At 36.1% G+C, this 19767-nt stretch carries 16 protein-coding genes, 1 tRNA gene, 1 pseudogene, 1 riboswitch and 1 other annotated feature; of the genes and pseudogenes, 4 read left to right on the top strand and 14 right to left on the bottom strand.

Annotated features, from left to right (window positions below):
• Positions 1-511 precede the first annotated feature (511 nt).
• The 7 genes from EKM60_RS00220 to EKM60_RS00190 all read right to left on the bottom strand — a co-directional run bounded on the left by EKM60_RS00220 (position 512) and on the right by EKM60_RS00190 (position 6414).
• Entirely contained in the window at positions 512-1069 is a 558-nt protein-coding gene (locus tag EKM60_RS00220; protein ID WP_125711533.1) for a TetR/AcrR family transcriptional regulator, read from the bottom strand.
• Between the two features lie 20 nt (positions 1070-1089).
• Positions 1090-3108 carry a cation:proton antiporter gene (locus EKM60_RS00215; protein WP_125711532.1) on the bottom strand — a complete coding sequence of 673 codons (2019 nt, stop codon included), beginning with the start codon at positions 3106-3108 and terminating at the stop codon, positions 1090-1092.
• A 553-nt stretch (positions 3109-3661) separates the two neighbouring features.
• Positions 3662-4039, bottom strand: coding sequence for a large-conductance mechanosensitive channel protein MscL (gene mscL, locus EKM60_RS00210; RefSeq protein ID WP_125711531.1), 378 nt, complete (start codon positions 4037-4039; stop codon positions 3662-3664).
• A gap of 15 nt (positions 4040-4054) precedes the next feature.
• Positions 4055-4435 (bottom strand): DUF805 domain-containing protein, encoded by a 381-nt coding sequence (locus EKM60_RS00205; RefSeq protein ID WP_125711530.1) that lies wholly within the window; start codon positions 4433-4435, stop codon positions 4055-4057.
• A 142-nt stretch (positions 4436-4577) separates the two neighbouring features.
• Positions 4578-5126, bottom strand: coding sequence for an O-acetyl-ADP-ribose deacetylase (locus tag EKM60_RS00200; RefSeq protein WP_125711529.1), 549 nt, complete (start codon positions 5124-5126; stop codon positions 4578-4580).
• Between the two features lie 80 nt (positions 5127-5206).
• The gene (locus EKM60_RS00195) at positions 5207-6118 is read right to left on the bottom strand and encodes a peptidoglycan recognition protein family protein (protein WP_125711528.1); all 912 of its coding nucleotides are present in this window, start codon (positions 6116-6118) and stop codon (positions 5207-5209) included.
• A gap of 212 nt (positions 6119-6330) precedes the next feature.
• Positions 6331-6414, bottom strand: a tRNA-Leu gene (locus EKM60_RS00190).
• A 70-nt stretch (positions 6415-6484) separates the two neighbouring features.
• On the opposite strand from EKM60_RS00190, the gene EKM60_RS00185 reads away from it, so the two are divergent.
• Together EKM60_RS00185 and EKM60_RS00180 are read left to right on the top strand one after the other, a co-directional pair.
• Positions 6485-7324, top strand: a complete 840-nt coding sequence (locus EKM60_RS00185) for an NAD(P)H-hydrate dehydratase (protein WP_125711527.1) — start codon at positions 6485-6487, stop codon at positions 7322-7324.
• Between the two features lie 21 nt (positions 7325-7345).
• A complete protein-coding gene (locus EKM60_RS00180) occupies positions 7346-8200 on the top strand; it encodes an alpha/beta hydrolase (RefSeq protein WP_125711526.1) in 855 nt (284 codons plus the stop codon).
• A gap of 30 nt (positions 8201-8230) precedes the next feature.
• Here EKM60_RS00180 and EKM60_RS11150 read toward each other — a convergent pair.
• The 5 genes and pseudogenes from EKM60_RS11150 to EKM60_RS00150 all read right to left on the bottom strand — a co-directional run bounded on the left by EKM60_RS11150 (position 8231) and on the right by EKM60_RS00150 (position 15398).
• Positions 8231-8614, bottom strand: a pseudogene (locus EKM60_RS11150) (iron-sulfur cluster biosynthesis family protein).
• A gap of 12 nt (positions 8615-8626) precedes the next feature.
• Entirely contained in the window at positions 8627-8992 is a 366-nt protein-coding gene (locus EKM60_RS00165) for an iron-sulfur cluster biosynthesis family protein (RefSeq protein ID WP_125711523.1), read from the bottom strand.
• Positions 8993-9249: 257 nt separating this feature from the next.
• Entirely contained in the window at positions 9250-10884 is a 1635-nt protein-coding gene (locus EKM60_RS00160; protein WP_125711848.1) for a putative polysaccharide biosynthesis protein, read from the bottom strand.
• Positions 10885-11593: 709 nt separating this feature from the next.
• Positions 11594-14014 (bottom strand): leucine--tRNA ligase, encoded by a 2421-nt coding sequence (gene leuS / locus EKM60_RS00155; RefSeq protein WP_125711522.1) that lies wholly within the window; start codon positions 14012-14014, stop codon positions 11594-11596.
• Between the two features lie 52 nt (positions 14015-14066).
• Positions 14067-14273: a binding site (T-box leader), on the bottom strand.
• Complete coding sequence (locus EKM60_RS00150; protein ID WP_125711521.1) at positions 14274-15398, bottom strand: glucosaminidase domain-containing protein; 1125 nt, start codon at positions 15396-15398, stop codon at positions 14274-14276.
• 153 nt (positions 15399-15551) lie between these two features.
• Between EKM60_RS00150 and EKM60_RS11330 the strand changes: the two genes are divergently transcribed.
• Entirely contained in the window at positions 15552-16211 is a 660-nt protein-coding gene (locus EKM60_RS11330; protein WP_125711520.1) for a phosphatase PAP2 family protein, read from the top strand.
• Here the strand turns inward: EKM60_RS11330 and EKM60_RS00140 are convergent.
• Together EKM60_RS00140 and metK are read right to left on the bottom strand one after the other, a co-directional pair.
• Positions 16143-17618: an MDR family MFS transporter gene (locus tag EKM60_RS00140; protein ID WP_125711519.1), complete on the bottom strand. Its 1476-nt coding sequence runs from the start codon at positions 17616-17618 to the stop codon at positions 16143-16145. The genes EKM60_RS11330 and EKM60_RS00140 overlap by 69 nt on opposite strands.
• A 70-nt stretch (positions 17619-17688) precedes the next feature.
• A complete protein-coding gene (gene metK / locus EKM60_RS00135) occupies positions 17689-18885 on the bottom strand; it encodes a methionine adenosyltransferase (protein WP_125711518.1) in 1197 nt (398 codons plus the stop codon).
• Positions 18883-18975: riboswitch (SMK box riboswitch) on the bottom strand. It overlaps the preceding gene by 3 nt.
• Before the next feature lie 90 nt (positions 18976-19065).
• Here metK and EKM60_RS00130 point away from each other — a divergent pair.
• Positions 19066-19731, top strand: coding sequence for a hypothetical protein (locus tag EKM60_RS00130; protein ID WP_125711517.1), 666 nt, complete (start codon positions 19066-19068; stop codon positions 19729-19731).
• The last annotated feature ends 36 nt before the right edge of the window (positions 19732-19767 follow it).

The raw sequence follows: 19767 nt of genomic DNA, 5'->3' as shown, positions 1-19767 counted from the left end.
TCATCTCCATTTTGAGCTTTGCTTCGAAAATCTCAGAATTGTCGGTGGTGTACGAACGTCTACGCCGTTCTACACCACTTGCGCAACTGGTTCCATTACTCATAACCTACGGCTCAATATCACTGATTTATAAAATATCTCTCTTTAGTTGTATGGAATGTTTAGATCATACTTCTATAGAGGGATTTTTTTATTCGTCTACAAAAATGAGAACATTCACCTACACAAAAATAGGATCTGTATCACAATTTAAATTAAAATGTGACACAGGTCCTATTTGAAAAGCCTTAAAATTTTTATTAACTATTACTAATTTTAAAATCAAACAAAACGGAGCGAGTGAGGATACTGGCCAGCAGTGACAATGGCGTTGAACGTCGCAGACGTTCTTACGGCATCGACGATTCTGAGATTTGCGCAAGCAAAGCTCAAAATCGAGATTCCAGACCTTGGCTGGAATCGTTCGCACAGCAGACCAGCATCCTCACTCGCGGAGGCGTAATCGGACAGACTACTTCAATACAACTCTCAACACTCCTAGAATCATATCATCCAAAACCTGACCATAATCATCGGTTTCAATCTCTTTTTTATGAAAGTTAATCACGATCAAAGAATCAAATAAACCGATAATTCTGGTCTTAGTCATATTAGGATTTAGTTTATCCTCAAGAAACCAGCGATCGATCAGTTTGCTCAAAATTGAATAAATCAAACTATCTTGTACGGCCATCTCATTCTGTGATGAAATATTTTTTTGATTTGCAAACCAATCTTTTAAGATAGCATTATTACTAGATAACTTGAAAATTTGATCAATTACTTCATGAATTAATCTAACTGGATCATCATCTAAATTAACCTTTTCCAAAATCAAGCGTTTGATCTCTTCGTTTTCACGATTATAAACTTGAGAAAAAACATCTTCTTTAGATTGGAAATATAAGTAAAATGACCCTACTGCAACATCGGCTAATCCTGAAATATCCGAGATACCGGTATCTTTAAATCCACGTTCCAAGAATAAAACATGTGCTGCATCGAATAATCTTTTTTTCTTATCATCCATTAAATCCACCGCCCTCTTTACTATTCAGTGAAGGTTTGGAAACAAACTAATTGGTCAGTTGAAATTTGCTGATACAATTCATTACCAACTTCACGACTAAACTTATTTGAAGCAACTTGCTCTTGAATGAAATTATGTTCATGTTGAAAAGCTCTAATCAACAGCTCATTTTGAGAGTTTTCCATATCTCTAGTACCAGACAAACGACGATGTGTTTGATCATAAGCACGACGCACAATACCTGTTTCTACCTCATTATCATCAGTCATCTGATTACTTAAATAAGAAGTTATTTCTTTATATGGTTCCACTTCTATCTCTTTAATACGTCCCCATACTTGACGATTCTGTCTCATAGCTTGTTCTCTTGTATGATTTTGTTTTCGATAATCACGTCTAATTTTTCTCAATTCACTACGACGATGACGGGATTTTTTACTCAATGACAATTTTGCCACAAAAACAAATTTAAGAATTAAAATAGCCTTCTTACCAAAGCGTTTCTGGTTATGGATCAGCATATGTTCGGCAACACGCATATACATACCGTATTCTTGATCTGTTACTTTACCTTCAACCAACATTTTATCTAACATAGAACGTTCAATATCATAGGTTTTATGAAACAGTTCATCGAGTTTTTCTCGATCGAGATTCCAACGTCCTGCATAGGTTCGTTGACCTTCTAAGGTACGAATAACTTCACCACATTCAGACGAATCATTAAATTCTCTTTGGATCATCTGAACAGCACTGTGAACCATTTCAGACTTAGCCTTTGACAACTCGTTTTCAGTGATATTTGGTACCTTTTTAGGTAACAAGAATGGCAATACCAAAGTTGGTACGATCAAACTGGTTAAGATGACCACTGCCGCTACGAAAATTATATCGTTTCGATAAGTAAAGTCATGACCTGATAATGTAAGCGGCAAAGAAAAAGCCATCGCTAAAGTAATAGTACCATGAACACCGCTTAATGCCATGATAGCACTATTCAGGATCTTATCCCGTGAACTCCAAGCTCTGATTTCTGCAAAGCCTAATTGCGTCCACAAAAATCTCATTAAAGTCATAATAATATACAAAATAATTCCTAATCCTACTAAAATGCCGACTGAACCGGTATCACGCTCATTTAAATGAATAATAACTTCTGGCAGTGATGCGCCTAATAATACGAAAACGATTCCGTTCAAAATACTAGCTATGATCGACCACGTAGTTCCCATAACGATCTGTAACCTTGAGGTAGTCAAGCGCAAACGATCTTGCTGCATTCCATGAATAAGCCCTGTAGCAACTACTGCTAAAATACCGGATACTCCGACCATTTCCGCTAATAAATAAACAATGAATGGCGTTAACAATGTATAAGGCACAATAACAGAAGGAGTATCAACACGCATATTGATCAACATGATCCTAATAGCAACAATAATATATCCCAAAACTAATCCCAAAATAATCCCGCCAACAAACACATATAAAAAGTTGCTTATCCCATCAGCAACTGAAAATCTTCCAGTAACTAATGCGGCAATTGATAAATTAAAAGCCACGATACCGGATGCATCGTTAAAAAGCGACTCATTTTCCAATGTATTCATCGCATCTTTAGGTACTAATACTTTACTAGTAATTGAAGATACCGCCACCGCATCTGTCGGTGTGATAATAGCACCTAAGGCTAAAGCTAATGGTAATGAAAATTGTGGGATCAATTGATGTGTGACCGTCCCCACCACTAGAACTGTCAATATCGCCAGAACAACTGACATTGACAACGTAGTACCCATTTGACGCATCAATTTTCTAATATTAGTATTCTGCCCATCATTGAACATCAAAACAGAAATAATCACCAACAAAAAAATCTCCGGTTCCAGCTCAAAATGCTTATAAATCGGTAAAAATGACAAAATATAGCCACCAGCCATTTGTAAAAATGCCACTGGTATTAAATCAAAACGCGAATAAATAGCATTGGCTCCAACTACCGCTGCTATCAATAATAAAATTATAAAAACAGTCTCCATATCAATTACCCTCCCTGGTAATTTTTAATCTGTTTAAGTTTAACGCAACAATTAATTTAATGGCATAAAAAAATAGGATTAGATGTTGCCGACTACGGTCGAGAGGTGGATGGTCTGCTGTCGGACCATCCACCTCTCGACCTCCGTCTCATTATAATTAGTATAAAGACACAAAAAGCATGATCCTCCGCAAAAATGGGATCATGCTTTATCTATAAATATTCTAATTAGCTAATATAATAAAAAGGTTCAAGTAACAGAGCCAGTTATGAACTGGACAGCTTTTGAATCTAGCAATCTGTTCTAAGTCCAAAATCACCATAAACATTCATATCTTACCACTTAAAACAAACCAATATCAGCCGAGGATCTAAAGTAATGGAACCAGTTGTGCGCGTAATGTAGAACGGCGGTCTCCCGTTCGTACATTACGGACAATTTGAAGACTTGCAAAAGCAAGGCTTCAAATTGAGGTCCCAGACCAAGGCTGGGACCGGTCCACACAACAGGTGGAATTACTTTAGAGCCTCGCGACAATTTACAACAACAAATTTTATTTCTTATCCAAAGATTCAGAAATTTTCTTAAGATATTCGATCATTTCATCCTCTTTAGTTGACTCTTCTTCTGTTTCTTCTTCACGTTTATTGATCAACTTGTTCATGATCTTAACCAAGAAGAATACTACCAAAGCAATAATCAAGAAGTTGATGATAGATTCAATAAAGGTACCATATTTAAATGTAGCATCCCCAACAGCAAAGGTCAGATTTGACAGATCAACTTTTCCCAAAAATAACCCGATCAAAGGATTTACTAAATTACTTACTAAAGATTGAACGATCGACGTAAAAGCAGCCCCCATGATAACACCAACTGCCAAGTCCATTACATTACCACGACTAATAAAATCTTTAAATTCCTTTAACATACAATAATCTCCTATCTAATTAATATCTGCTTGATTAATAGTCCAACGACTAGGTTTTGAAGCCGTCAGCATCAAAATGAACAACCAGATAATGCCGATCAGTGGTACAAATTCAATCAGCATCCACCAGTTGCTCTTATTAATATCGTGCAATCTTCGTGCACGCACCGTAAAATTGGCTAACCACAACAATGCCGTAATGATCACAAACATGATCGAGTTAAGCGTTAAATGCATTTGATATGTTTCGTTAACCACATACTGTGCTTGATTTGTCAGTGCATAATAAATTGCTAAAAGAAAATAGTTGGCGATGGTTGGTATCCAATACTGACTTCTTGTAGCAGTCGCATTAAATACGCCCATCTTCTTCCAAAAATCTAAATATTTTGACATATACCCCTCCTGATAAAACTATATAAATAATCTTATCCTTTTTACCAGTCAGCGCGCAATAAATAACGATTTCTCAACACGAATAATAAGCCATTTTTATTTAAAATCAATCTAATTGCTTAAAAAAGCTAGCCAATATCGGCTAGCTGATTTTCTTTAAATATTCATTATGTCCGGTATAGTTTTTTAAATAATTTACATATGAATTATATACTCGATCATCAAAACAAGTTAACAGTATCTCCATCTGATAATCAGAATTATTTACCAACCATTGCGAAGTGGTTTCAAGTGCGATCATCGCTGCTTCATCAAATGGATATCCATAGACACCCGTCGAAATGGCTGAAAAAGCAATACTATGTAGATTTCTACTCCTTGCTAAATCAAGTGAATTCTTGTAACAACTCGTCAAATTCAAAACATCACTGTCACTGCCAGAATAAACTGGACCAACTGTGTGGATAACGTGTTTTGCTGGCAGATCATAACCATTCGTTATCTTAGCTTGACCAGTTTTACAACCATTTAAAGTCCGACATTCTTGTAATAGCTCCGGACCGGCGGCACGATGAATTGCTCCATCAACTCCGCCACCACCTAAAAGGGTTCGATTGGCAGCATTCACGATACAGTCACTTTCAATTGTAGTAATATCAACCGTTTCAAATTCCAACTTACTCTTATACATAGGCGCAACCTCCTATATCCAATATACATTTTAGACAATAAAAAAACTAGTAAATCGGAATTTACTAGTTTAAAGATATTCTATGAGTGGCTTGTTACGTATGTATCCATGACCCATTCGTTCGTAGAAACACGATAATATGCATGACCATCAAAGTCTTTTTGTTGATCATATTGCCATGGAGTATTATTTGCTAAACCACGATTCTTAATATCTGTCTTATTGTTAGATTCATCAAATGCCACTAAAGGAACAAAGATAGCTTTGTCGTTGTTAACTGAAAGTACTGTTGCCTGAGGAACATTAGCATTACTACTATCTCTACCATAAAGTAGACCAGAGTCTTTCAAATTGTTGTAATAATATGAGATCAAATCGTTAAACTGATTCATATCATAACCCCATTTTGCAAAGTAACCATCAGGATCAACATGTGTTGTTTCTCTATACATGTTACTTACTTGGTGATGTGAAACAACCGTTTGACCAGGAATATCCGGCAAATTATATTGGATCAAACGTGTAGCAATGTAGTATGCATCATTGGATAGTGAACGTGCAAAAGCATCATAATCGTGAACTTCACACAACTCAACTTGAATGAATTTATAATTAGCAGTATGTCCAGCACCCCAGACACCGTAATCCGCACTGTGAATATTAATAGATTCTTTATCATCGACAAACGCATGTACATAAGTTTGAAGACTTGGCCACTTGTTATTAAAATATGAAACCTCATTTTCAGCGGTGGCATTTGGATCAGCCGTCTCATGAACTACAACACCCTCAGGCTTTCCAACACCGTTTTCATAACCAAACCAGTGTGAAAATGTACCTTCACGATATTGAATCTCTGCTGGTTGAATCTTATTCCCTAAAATATAGCTGTTAACTGTATCAGCTTTAATATTTAAGCCACCAAGTGAAATAAACAATACTCCTAATAGTATTGCCATTACACTCGATAACAGAACTTTCCCCTTTTTCATTACGAGCCCCCTATTTAATTTTCATTTCAATTTTACCAAAATTGGTACGACCATACATAAATATGTAATAAATGAAAACTAAATGTAACAAAAGCCATGCAAAACGTTTTTAAAAACTCTTGATCATCGTAAAATCAAAAAAGCAGGAAAGCCGATATAACAGCTTTCCTACTTCAATTTATATGAACTTTCGTTCTCTTTAATTCTTAAAATGCCGCCGACAAGAGTCGAACTTGCACATGGAAAACCATACAGCGACCTGAACACTGCGCGTCTGCCAATTCCGCCACGGCGGCATAAGTTAATACAATATCTTTTGTAATAAGATTACAATAATAAATGATACTACAAAAAGGAGCACTTGTAATGCAAAAAATTGATGAATCAATTCTTTCAGAAGTAATCCACAGGAGACCAGACATTTCATACAAGGGAAATTATGGTCGTGTTTTGATAATTGCCGGATCGATCCATTTCGGTGGAGCAGCTTTAATGTCAGCCCGTGCAGCAGTCAATACTGGGGCTGGCTTGGTCACCGTTGCTACTGTGCCAGAGAAGTTCACAGCTATTAACATTGATATTCCCGAAGCTATGACGATCGACTATCATCAAGAAAATGACCTAAGGGATGCCATTTCAAAAAATGAAGTCATTGTGATCGGACCAGGATTAGGTTCATCTGAAAGCACTCTTCATCTGATAAAAATTGTTATTGAAAATATCAGTGAGCAAATAATCATCATGGATGCATCAGCTTTAACGGTCGCAGCTGAAAAAAATATTGATTTAAAAGCTATCAAAAACTTAATTTTGACTCCCCATCAAGGTGAATGGCAGCGTTTATCGGGTCTAAAAATACCCGATCAGACCTCAAAAAATAATCTTGAAAAAATAAACTCATTGGCACCAAACAGTTTATTAATTGTCAAAAAACATTTATCTGAAGTTTACTATCAAGAAAAAGTTTATCAACTGCTAAGTGGAAACCCTGGTATGGCAACAGGAGGTATGGGTGATACCTTGACTGGGATCATCGCCGGATTCGTTGGACAATTTGGTTATTCTCTAAAATCTGTAAGCGCTGCATTGTACTTACACAGCCACATTGCTGATAAAATTTATCAAAAAGATTATGTGGTTTTACCAACAAAGTTAGCTAGTAAAATCCCCGAAACTATGCAAGAATTTGCATGTAGTCAAAATTAATAATTATTAGGAGTCGGGGCAATGAAAAAAGAAATTGAAGTTCCAATAACACGTGACGGACTTTGGCTTGATAGTGACATCACTTATGCACAAGTACCTGGTTGGTTGGGCAACTCTACTCGTGACTTGAAGTTATCTGTCATTCGCCACTTCCCTACTGATGATGAGAATACCAAGTATCCGGTTATTTTTTGGTTTGCTGGTGGCGGTTGGATGGATGTTGATCATAATATCCATCTACCTAACTTAGTTGATTTAGCAAGAAAAGGTTACGTTATTGTTAGTGTCGAATACCGTGACAGTAACAAAATAAACTTTCCGGGACAATTAAATGATGCCAAAGCTGCTATTCGCTACATGAGAAAGAATGCCTGCAAATTTCAAATTGATCCTGAAAGATTTGTAGCAATGGGTGAATCAGCAGGAGGACACTTAGCAAGCATGCTCGGTGTCACAAATGATGTTGATAAATTCGACGTTGGTGACAACTTGGAATTTATGAGCGATGTTCAAGTGACAATTCCTTTGTACGGCGTGGTTGATCCATTAACTGCCAAAGAAGGAAGTTTGAGTAACGATTTCGACTTTGTTTATCGCAACCTATTGGGAGCTGAACCTGAAGAAAACGCTGAACTGGATGCGGCTGCTAATCCTTTAACATATATTAATGATAAAACCGTGCCATTCTTGATTTTCCATGGTGATCAAGATGTAGTCGTTCCTATTGAAGATGGTGAGAGACTTTACGATACTCTAATAAAAAATAACGCTAAAGCTGATTTTTATAAATTAAAAGGCGCCGGACATATGGACATTAGATATTGGCAACCTGAAATAATTGATATTATCAGTGATTTCCTAGAAAAATACCTATAAAAAAAACACTTCCAATTTTGGAGGTGTTTTTTAGCATTCGCCAGAATTTGTGACCTTCTCATTAACGGCATCCCAATCAATAATATTAACGGCGCCGTCAACCAGTTCACGTGCATTCTTAAAGATGATCATCTGTGTTTTAGGATTTACTTCCAGTTTCATATCCTTTTGAATATAATCGTCAGCGATCTTCTTAAAATAAATAGGTCCTATATCACTATCCAAAGTGATTTCATAGTCAGACTTAGGTGCATCTGCATCAATTGCAATAAGTCTAAACTTTGTAACGAGAGCTCAATTGCCTTCTGCTGAATATGGTCCTAAACCATTATCTAAATCCAGTAATATCACTTTACCAGCATCAGTATATGGCTTCAATTTTTGTTTAACTTCATTTGTTATTTCAATTTTCATTATAGTTCCAATCTAGGCGTTAGCCTTAACAACATCGTAATCAATGATATTTACACTATTATCAATAATCTCATTTGCATTCTTTAGTACTAAAAGCTGTGTCTTAGGATTTACTTCTAGTTTTAAACTATCGTCAAGAAAATCTTCCGCACTTTGCTTGTAGTAGATTTTTCCTAAATCACTATCCAAAGTTATCTTGTAATCAGATAAGTCTTCATCGGCACTGACAGCAATAATTCTAAATTTAGTGATCAAGGCACAGTCACCTTCACCAGAAAAACGTCCTAAACCGTCATCAAGATCAAGAATAATTTTCTTGCCTGCATCAACGTATGATTGTAATTTACTCTTAGCATCATTTGTAAGTTCAATTTTCATTATATATGCACCCTCTCTACTTTATTTATGCTCATAGATATTACCTAAACTATCCTAAAATAAATAATTTAAATATATTTGATATAGTTTAGGAATATCTTTCACTGTTAGTATACATAAATCGGAAAGTTTTGTACTCATATTTGCTCAAGGATACTTGTCCATCTCTAGAAATAAGAATGCTTATACAAAAATAGGAGCTGTAACACACCTGAGATAAAGTGTGATACAACTCTTATTTATTAACTCTTAAAATTTTATTTGATTTTAACTAATCGTCTAATTCTACCTACTCTGGTACCCATGATCTTATCGGCTAGTTTAGTCTTCAAAACTAAATATCCATAGATCAATGAACCAACAACAGCTTCAACTATCAAGATCACGACACTGACGATACGGTCAGAATTGCCGATAAACTTGAAGGCTACACTGTTGATAAAGAAGATAGCGATAAACATTACCAATGAAAAGACAATAATCCCACTGATACGCCGAGATATTCTATTGGTATCGAATGGATACAGACTGTGCAATTTGCGCATCATCAAGAAACAAACTACCCCCATACCAATACTTGTAGCAACCAATGGTCCAAATTCATGGAATAATCCGATCATTGGTACCTGTACAACGATTTTAACTATCAAGCCAACTATAAAGTATTGAATAGCTAGCTTGTTACAATATAGCGCCTGCAAAACTGCTGACAAAACGGTAAACATCCCCAACAGAATTGAGATAATAGATGAAAATTGTAACATCCAAATTCCTAATTGATCATAACGATAAAAGGTCGTCCACAATGGTTGTGAGACAGCATACATTCCCAATGAGGCAGGAATCATAATAAAGAAGAATAATTCCAACGTATTAGAGATTTGGTTCTCAATATCCTTTTTGACACCCTTTGAGAAAAGCCCTGACAAAATAGGAATCGCTGTAACAGACATCGCTGTGGATAGAGAAACGATGATCATAATCAGTTTATTAGCTTGGAATCCAAACAATGAATAATAATTATCTAACTGAGCGTTCGTTGCTTTAACAAACATTCTCATAATTTGATTAAAGGTAGACTGATCGAACAAATTAAATAATGTAATACCAGCGCCCAGAATAATAAAGGGAATTGCCTGTTCAAATATTTCTTTAGTAAAGTTCTTATTCAACTTCTCCGGTGCTTTACCGTTTCTGGACAAAGATCGAAGTTTTGGCAGCTTTCTAGCGAAAGCTATCAATAGTATAGCAATACCAACTCCAGCACCGATAAATGCCGCGAAAGTCGATTGCACAACAGCTGAAATATAACCGCCACCTTGAACTTTCATAATAAAGTACGTAGCAGCCAACATGTAAAGTACACGAGCTATCTGTTCAACAAACTGTGAGATAGCTGATGGAGCCATATCGGAGTATCCTTGCATGTAACCACGAAGAATACTCAAGATTGGAATGATCAGAACCGCAATTGCTAATGATTGAATGACCGGCACACTTCTGGGATCACCGTCAGCAAATATCGCCGCCATAAACGATGCACCAAAGTACATTACAGCACCAAAAATTATTCCCATCAGGATCATGATCTTTAGACCCTGTTTAAATAATTTATTACCAGTAGAATACTCATCAAGCGCATTATAATGGGAAATCTGCTTAGAGATTGCTCCAGGAATACCCGCAGTAGAAATAATTATAAAAAGACTATAAATATTATAACCCTTAGCATAAAGTGCATTAGCCGCAGGATAAGACGCACCCATCCAAGCCATCCAAGGAATAATATAAATAGCACCTAAAATACGTGAAAAAATACTACCAGCCGTCATCCAAGCAGAACCCTTAAGCATTGTATCTTGAGTATTAGACTCAGGATTAATAACCGGCATAACCTCTTCACCATTCTGGTTGTTATTTTCGTTCAAGTTTTGCACCACCTTAAAAACATCTCTTCAATTATAGCAAAGTTCTAATCTCAGAAACTTTAAAATACTCTTAAATTCTACAAAATGCAAGAGCGCTAAGAACAGCGCTTAAGCTTCGAGCATAGCCTAGATACCTAAATGATGCGGTTTTAGCATCCTTTAGGTATCGTAGCTGTGCGGAAAAGCTTGCTGTTCTTAGCGCGTTTCCACCAAAGTTATACAACATAAATAACAATTAACCAAGGAAAGAAAAATATAAAACAGAAATCATCTTTCAAATATTCAGTGAATGAATCTAAGACATTCCCACCGAATCAACCATAATATCAATATATTTAGATAATCTTTTAAACGACATTTATTTTATTTCCGAAAACCATCCTATCTATTCATCCAATTTACTGCTATACTTAACCCATACAGCTTTTATGGGTGACCTTCACAGTCACTTTGTATGAAGAGATAGGCAGGTGTGGTCACTTGTCTATTTTTTTACGCTTTTTTTATTAATTTACAAAATCATATAGGATCTGTCTCATGTCTGATTTATTTCAGACATGAGACAGATCCTATTTTTGCTATAGAAAATTGTTAATACTAGTCGGAAGGACTGAGAATAATCATACAAAAAAAGCCCAATCATATTTAAATGATCAGGCGTAAAACATTATCTTTATTTAACAACGATATTAACGATCTTGTTAGGGATAACAATAACTTTAACGATATTCTTACCTTCAACAAACTTTTGGATCTTCTCGTCAGTCTTAGCTAATTTCTCAACCTCAGACTTATCCATATCAACTGGTAATTCGATCTTATCACGTAATTTACCATTAACTTGGATAATAACTTCAACAGTATCAGAAACTAACTTGCTTTCATCAAACTTTGGCCATGCAGCATATGACAATGATTCATTATGGCCTAACTTATTCCATAATTCTTCCATCATATGTGGGGCAATTGGAGCTAGAATTTTGATAAATCCTTCGGCATAATCCTTTGGCATTGTATCAACTTTATGAGCTTCATTAACGAAGACCATCATTTGTGAGATAGCTGTATTGAAGTGTAATTGATCAAAATCTTCAGTTACTTTCTTAACTGTTTCATTGTAAACTTTATCCAATTTACCGTCATTCTTGTCAGTTAAGAAACCTTCTCTAACAGTGCTGTAATCATCATCATTAATGAATAATCTCCAAACACGGTCCAAGAATTTGTGTGCTCCTGAAAGTCCATTTTCTGACCAAGGAATTGATGCATCCAAAGGACCCATGAACATTTCATAGACTCTTAACGTATCAGCACCGTATGATTCAACCACATCATCTGGATTAACTACATTACCTTTTGATTTAGACATTTTTTCGTGATTATCACCGAGGATCATACCTTGGTTGAATAATTTTTGGAAAGGTTCTTTAGTTGGAACAACGCCCAAATCATATAATACTTTGTGCCAAAATCTTGCATACAACAAGTGAAGAACGGCATGTTCAGCACCACCAATGTAAAGATCAACTGGTAACCATTGTTTCAATAAATCGTAGTCAGCTAATTTTTCATCGTTATGTGGATCAATATATCTTAAGTAGTACCATGAACTACCAGCCCACTGTGGCATTGTATTAGTTTCACGACGACCTTTACGGCCATTTTTATCAACAACATTTACCCAGTCTGTCAAGTTAGCAAGTGGTGATTCACCAGTACCTGAAGGTTTGATGTCAGCTTCAGCAGGCAACTTCAATGGTAATTCATCTTCAGGAACTAAAGTTGTTTCGCCATCTTCCCAGTGGATAACAGGAATTGGTTCACCCCAGTATCTTTGACGTGAGAATAACCAGTCACGAAGTTTGTAGTTAACAAATTTCTTACCATAACCTTTATCTTCAAGAAATTCGATCATCTTATCGATAGCTTCTTTTTGATGAAGTCCATCTAAGAAGTCAGAATTAATATGTGCGCCATCACCGCCAAAGGCTTCTTTAGAAATATCTCCACCTTCAACAACTTGCTTGATCGGTAAATTAAATTTATTAGCGAAAGCATAATCACGTTCATCATGGGCAGGAACAGCCATAACTGCACCAGTTCCATATGTTGCCAAAACATAATCAGAAATCCAAATTTGAACCTTTTCACCGTTTACCGGATTAATTGCGTATGCACCTGTAAAGGTACCGGTCTTATCATGATTCAAATCAGTTCTATCAAGATCTGATTTTCTTGAAGCTTCTTCTTTATATGCTTCAACGGCGGCACGTTGTTCATCCGTCGTAATAACATCAACTAAATCATTTTCAGGTGCCAAAACAACATATGAAACACCAAATACAGTATCAGCACGTGTTGTAAAGACAGTGATCTTCTTATCATCATATCCATCAATTGGGAAGCTGATGTGAGCACCAATCGAACGACCGATCCAGTTACGTTGCATTTCTTTGATACTTTCTGGCCAGTCGATCAAATCGAGATCATCAAGTAATCTGTCAGCATAAGCAGTGATTTTTAGCATCCATTGACGCATTGGTTTTCTAACAACTGGGAAACCACCGCGTTCTGTCTTACCATCAATAACTTCCTCGTTGGCAACAACTGTACCAAGATCTGGACTCCAGTTAACCGGAACTTCAGCTTCATAAGCTAGACCCTTTTTGTACATTTGTTCAAAGATCCATTGTGTCCACTTGTAATATTTAGGATCTGTCGTTTGAACTTCGCGGTCCCAATCATATGAAAAGCCAAGTGAATTAATCTGACGTTTAAAGTTGTTGATATTCTTTTCAGTGAAGTCTGCTGGATTGTGACCAGTATCCATCGCATATTGTTCAGCTGGTAATCCAAAAGCATCAAAACCCATTGGATGCAAAACATTATAGCCTTGAGCACGTTTCATACGAGCTAAAATATCAGTAGCTGTATAACCTTCAGGATGTCCAACATGTAGACCTTGCCCTGATGGGTATGGAAACATATCTAGTGCATAGAAGTTATCCTTATTCTTGTCATTAGTTGTTTTAAAAGTTTGGTTCTCTTTCCAATACTTTTGCCATTTTTTCTCAACAGCGTTGTGATTATACATATAATTCCTCCAATATTTATGAGTGCAATAAAAAAGTCCTATGATTATAAAATCATAGGACGAATTATCGCGTTACCACCTAAGTTCCGCCAATTGGCGACTCTCGATATCTTTAACGCAGAATGTACGTGATCACTTACTATTAGTTCAGTGATCAAACTTAAGTGGACGAGTTCAGTTTAACAAGTTACACGTTCACATTGACCACGTGCTTTCTGAAATTCTTCTTAAACTTACTACTTCCGTTTGTTGTAATATACTATACCATTAATTTCTGTCCGACAACTAATAAATCTGAATTTAAATTGTTATCTTGTCTGATTTGATCAACCGTTGTACCAGCTTGACTAGCGATAGAATCAATTGTATCACCGGATTGAACTGTTACCGAACTAGATTGGTTTGATGATGAACTTGCTGAATTATCAGATAATGTATTATCGACACTGATACTCTTAGTATGTTTCTTAACTCCGTTAGTTTCATCTTTTACAATGATCGGAGCTTGATTTGCACCATAGGCATCTTTAGTCGTATCATCCAAAGTATTCGTTACATTGATAGCATCAGTTGTATCTTGTGGTTGAGCTTGACTTGTAACTGTCAGAGTTTTACCAGGATAAACGTAACTATCAGAATTAACATTGTTCAAAGTCTTTAATGAATTAACATCCATATTGAATTTAGTAGCAACTGACTGTAAAGTATCTCCTTGAGCAACAACATATGATTGATCTTGGACAGAATCATCAGCTTGATCAAATTGCGTTAAGTTATATTTTTCAATAACACTATTTAATTTGTCAGCATAACTTGTATCAGTAGCGTAAAGACCTGTTAAATATGACGTAGCATCTTTGTATGATGAGGTATTGCTCTTCCATGCCCCAGAATAAATCTGAGGATCACCAGAAACTCCACCTCTGATCAAATAAACATAATCTTCAAGTGACTCTTTATATGAAGGATATTTCTTAAAGTCAGAATTGATCGAATAAAGACTACCAGTTCCATCATCTTCTTGTGTACCCATATTAACTGAGTCACCTTTATATGATCCCTTGATACCAAACAAATTATAGTTTGGAGCACTAGCTAGACCACTAGTTCCCCAACCACTTTCTACCATGGCTTGGGCAATCATAACCGAAGCATAAATATCATTATTTTGAGCTAATTTACGAGCTGAATTACCAATATAATCAATAAATTCTTGATCACCGACTCCACGAGGGGTAATGATTGGACTTGAATCAGTTGATGCTTGGGTATCATCAGTTGCATCGTTATTACTATAACTATCAGCATGAACAATTGGTAAAGTGGCATTGCTGACTTCAGCAACTGTTCCACCAACAAATAGACCGGCACCCAAAACGGTCATTTTCTTTTTTTAGTTTGCTCTTTTAGTTTTTTTATTATTTAATCTAGTCAATCGACCCTCTTCAGCCATACGTTGACGACGTGTAATTGTCATAATAATCTGTACCCCCGTATATCGAACTGCAAAATAAATAGATACCAAAGGACTCTATCAATGAAAACTTCCCAAAAAGTAACTTTTAACATTTTTTTGCTAATTGCATTCATAATTTGGAGTATCAACGTAATACTTCAAACATCCCCTATCAAACTGTTTGATAGCTCTATAATTTCAGAGATATATCATCATTCAGTTTGGTCCCTGAAATTCTTTAAGGGGATAACCTTCCTCGGAGATACTAATCAAACAATCGCGATTGTGATCATTTTTGTTTTTATCTTACTTTGGAAGCGTTATTATTATGCAGCAACTTTTTTGATCATTAATAAAATACTCGTAACATCTACTAACACTATTATAAAACATTTAGTTGAACGTGAACGTCCCAGCCATCATCACTTTGTTTACGCTGGAGGATTTAGCTATCCCAGTGGACATTCAGCTAGTGCATTCGCATTGTATATAACGCTCTTTATTATAGCATGGTTTGTTTTTAAAAATCTAAAATTACGGGTACTAATTGGAATAAGTTGCCTTGCTATGACGGTGCTGATCGGATACAGCAGAATCTTTTTAGGTGTGCACTATCCCAGTGACGTTATTGGTGGTTACTTACTAGCTGCTACCATCGTCACTTTTACTACGTTATTTCTCTTCTCCCAAAATTTGCTTGTTTTTAAGTTCAAACATATTAATAAGCAAAGCGATGAGTAATAAAACAATTGAAGCAATATAAATATTATGTAGACCTGAGAACAGAATCTGTCTCATCTTAGGCAATAACTCAACTGGCAACTGACTGGCGGTTTGTGGATCAATTAATTGATTCATCATATCGACGGTTATTTTTTTATTCTCAGCCGCGCCTTTAGCTAAAGCGGTATTCAAAACCACTCCACAGATAGAAACCATCATTGATTGTCCGATAGTTCTAAGTAACGTGTTAAAACTAGTTGCTACACCAACATTTTCAGGTGGCACAACTGTCTGTGCGGTAACAGTCGTAGTCGTGATAGTTAATCCAAAACCTAAACCTGCAACTGCTGCCAAAGCACAGAAGTAAGCAAATGGTGAAGTTACAGTAGCCATTATCAAAGCACTACCTGCTATTAATAGGAAGAATAAACTAATGTAAATGATCCGATTGGGTGCCATTTTTTTGATCAAATGACCAGCCCAGAATGATCCAAATATCCAAACAATTGAACTTGGCGTAACGGCAAATCCACCCATTGATGGACTCAAGCCTAATATTCCCTGCATCCAAGTTGGAATATAAGCTTCAAAACCGATCAAGAACCCACTAACTAACAAGGCAATAACATTTTGAATAACAAAGGTCTTATTAGTAAATAAATTCAGTGGCAAAATCGGGTCTGCAACACGTTTTTCAATCACGATAAATAAAATTACGGCAATAATTGAAATTGCAGTCAAGCCTAATGGAATAAAGGCTGATCCAGTTCCGATATTTTGAAGAGCAAGCATCAATGGCAGCAAAACAGCAACTAATAATATTGTTCCGGTATAGTCGATCTTAATTTTGTCATGCTCTTTCTTTTCTTCTTTAAAGAATAACCAGATCAAAGTAATCGTGATCAATCCAACTGGCAAGTTGATCAAAAAGACCCAATGCCAGCTTAATTTTTCAACAATGAATCCACCTAATAACGGTGCAATAACAGCAGCTATTCCCCAAGATGAACCGTTCAATCCTAAAACACGGGCTCTTTTTTCCAAAGGATAAATATCAGCAATAATTGTAAAGGTCAAAGGTTGAATAGCACCAGACCCAATACCTTGTACAGCACGAGCTAGAATTAAAGTCAGCATTGAATTAGATACACTACAAAGTGTTGATCCAACAACAAATATAATAAGTCCCAAAATAAAGATGGGTTTTCGTCCAACGATATCTGACAATTTCCCATAAATTGGTGTTGCCACAGCCGTCATCAATAAATAAATTGAGAAAACCCAATTCATCAAGCTAACACCATGCAGACTTCCAATAATTGTCGGCATGGCTGTAGATACGATAGTTCCCTCGATTGCTGTCATAAATGTCGCTATAAAGACAGCAATTGTAACTACTAAAACATGCGATTGTTTCTTTTCCATTAATTTCCTCCAAAAAAAAAGAGGATTCTTTAAAGAGAATATCTTTAAAGAACGCCTCTGTAATCACCGACTAATCCTGTAGAAAACTCTTGATATCATCAATCTTATCAAGTTTTTCCCATGGAAGGTCAATATCTGTACGTCCGAAGTGACCGTATGCGGCCGTCTTCTTATAAATTGGTCTTTGTAAATCAAGCATCTTAATGATACCTAATGGTCTTAAATCGAAATTCTTATTGATACATGCAACAATTTGCTCTTCAGCATAATCACTTGTTCCAAAAGTATCAACGTGAATTGAAACTGGTCTAGCAACACCGATAGCATAAGCAATTTGAATCTCACACTTTTCAGCAATACCAGCAGCAACTAAGTTTTTGGCAATGTATCTTGCCGCATAACTTGCCGAACGGTCAACCTTAGTAGCATCTTTACCTGAAAAGGCACCACCACCGTGACGAGCAAAGCCACCGTAAGTATCAACGATAACTTTTCTACCAGTTAAACCAGAATCTCCTTCTGGTCCACCAATAACAAAACGTCCTGTTGGGTTGATCAAAAACTTAGTATTATCGTCGATCAAGTTCTTTGGTACGACTTCATCGATAACGTATTTTTTGATATCCTTTTGAACTTGTTCAAGAGTTGCCTCTTCTTTGTGTTGAGTACTCAAAACGATTGTATCAACACGAACTGGCTTATCGTTTTCATCATATTCGATCGTTACTTGTGACTTAGCGTCAGGCATCAAGTAATCGATCGTATTATTTTTTCTAACTTCAGCTGTTTTACGCATTAACTTGTGTGCTAAAGAAATTGGTAATGGCATGTATTCTTTAGTTTCGTTTGTAGCAAAACCGAATACAAAACCTTGATCTCCGGCACCAATTTGATCCAATGGATCGTAATCTGTATCATTTCCACGCTTTTCAAGCGCATCATCAACACCTTGGGCGATATCAGGAGATTGCTCATCTAAAGCAACAAGGACGGCACAACTATTACCGTCAAAGCCTGGATTTGTTCCGTCGTAACCAATTTCTTTGATTGTATTACGAACGACACTCTGAATATCAACGTAAGCGCTAGTTGATATTTCACCAACAACCAATACTAAACCAGTAGTAACAGTCGTTTCGCAGGCCACACGAGCGTTTTTATCCTTTTCTAGGATAGCATCGAGAATTGAATCACTGATTTGATCAGCAACTTTATCAGGATGTCCTTCTGAAACTGATTCAGAAGTAAATAAGTAATTCTTTGACATATTTTTTCCACCTTTCGGTTACAGGGCTTCTCCTTTTATCCAGTTTCCCAGAAATAAAAAAAGGATCCCATCAGGAACCTCTTAATAGGTTAACACATCTTTTCCACACTTTCAGGAAAAAGTTGAATTGACGTGAAAGTTTTTCTACACTAATATGTCTTTATACGTAAAGGAGTCTCTATGAATAATCGCAAATTAATCGTTGCTCTGCTGGAGTTTATCAGCTATCATATTTTCCCCATCAGCTTTTTATTTACACATAGTTTGAATAACTATTCAATTAACTTTTACCTGTTAGTTATGGTCGCCATGATTGCCTTCTACAAAGAATATGTTCGTACATTGAAACCGAATTTCTATTTTAATGGCCTCTATAGTGTCTGCTTCTTTATTCTGGCATTCATTTCGTATCGGACCTTAAATATCAATGTGATCATTTTGGTATTTGTACAATTGGTCTTCTTATATTTGACCAAATACATTTCCAAGAGATATCAGATTTTAGAAACATTGATCGACAATTTCATAATTCCAAGTTTCACTTCGATTGCTATTGCCTATACATATGCACATTTTATTTCCGTAAATTTCGTAGTGCCATTACTATTAGTTAATATTGCTACTATCTTAATTGCCTACTTTGAAGGTGAAACCGCTGATTTCATTCAACTAATAACCTTAGCAGGATTAACATTGATTCTCTTCCTACTGGGATATATCAATATCATCACCGCCGTAACGATCGTCATTTTTGTCATTGCTGCAACATTATTAAAAGAATTCAGGCACATTTCATTTTCAAACTTAGTTTATCGCTTGATTGGAAATATTCTTCTATTAATATAGAAACAAACGGGTGTTGGATGCGATCCAGCTCCCGTT

This window comes from Companilactobacillus kedongensis, from assembly GCF_003946625.1.
Classification (GTDB): Bacteria; Bacillota; Bacilli; order Lactobacillales; family Lactobacillaceae; genus Companilactobacillus; species Companilactobacillus kedongensis.
Note: the sequence above shows the minus strand (reverse complement) of the source record. Positions and strands in the feature narration are given on the sequence as shown.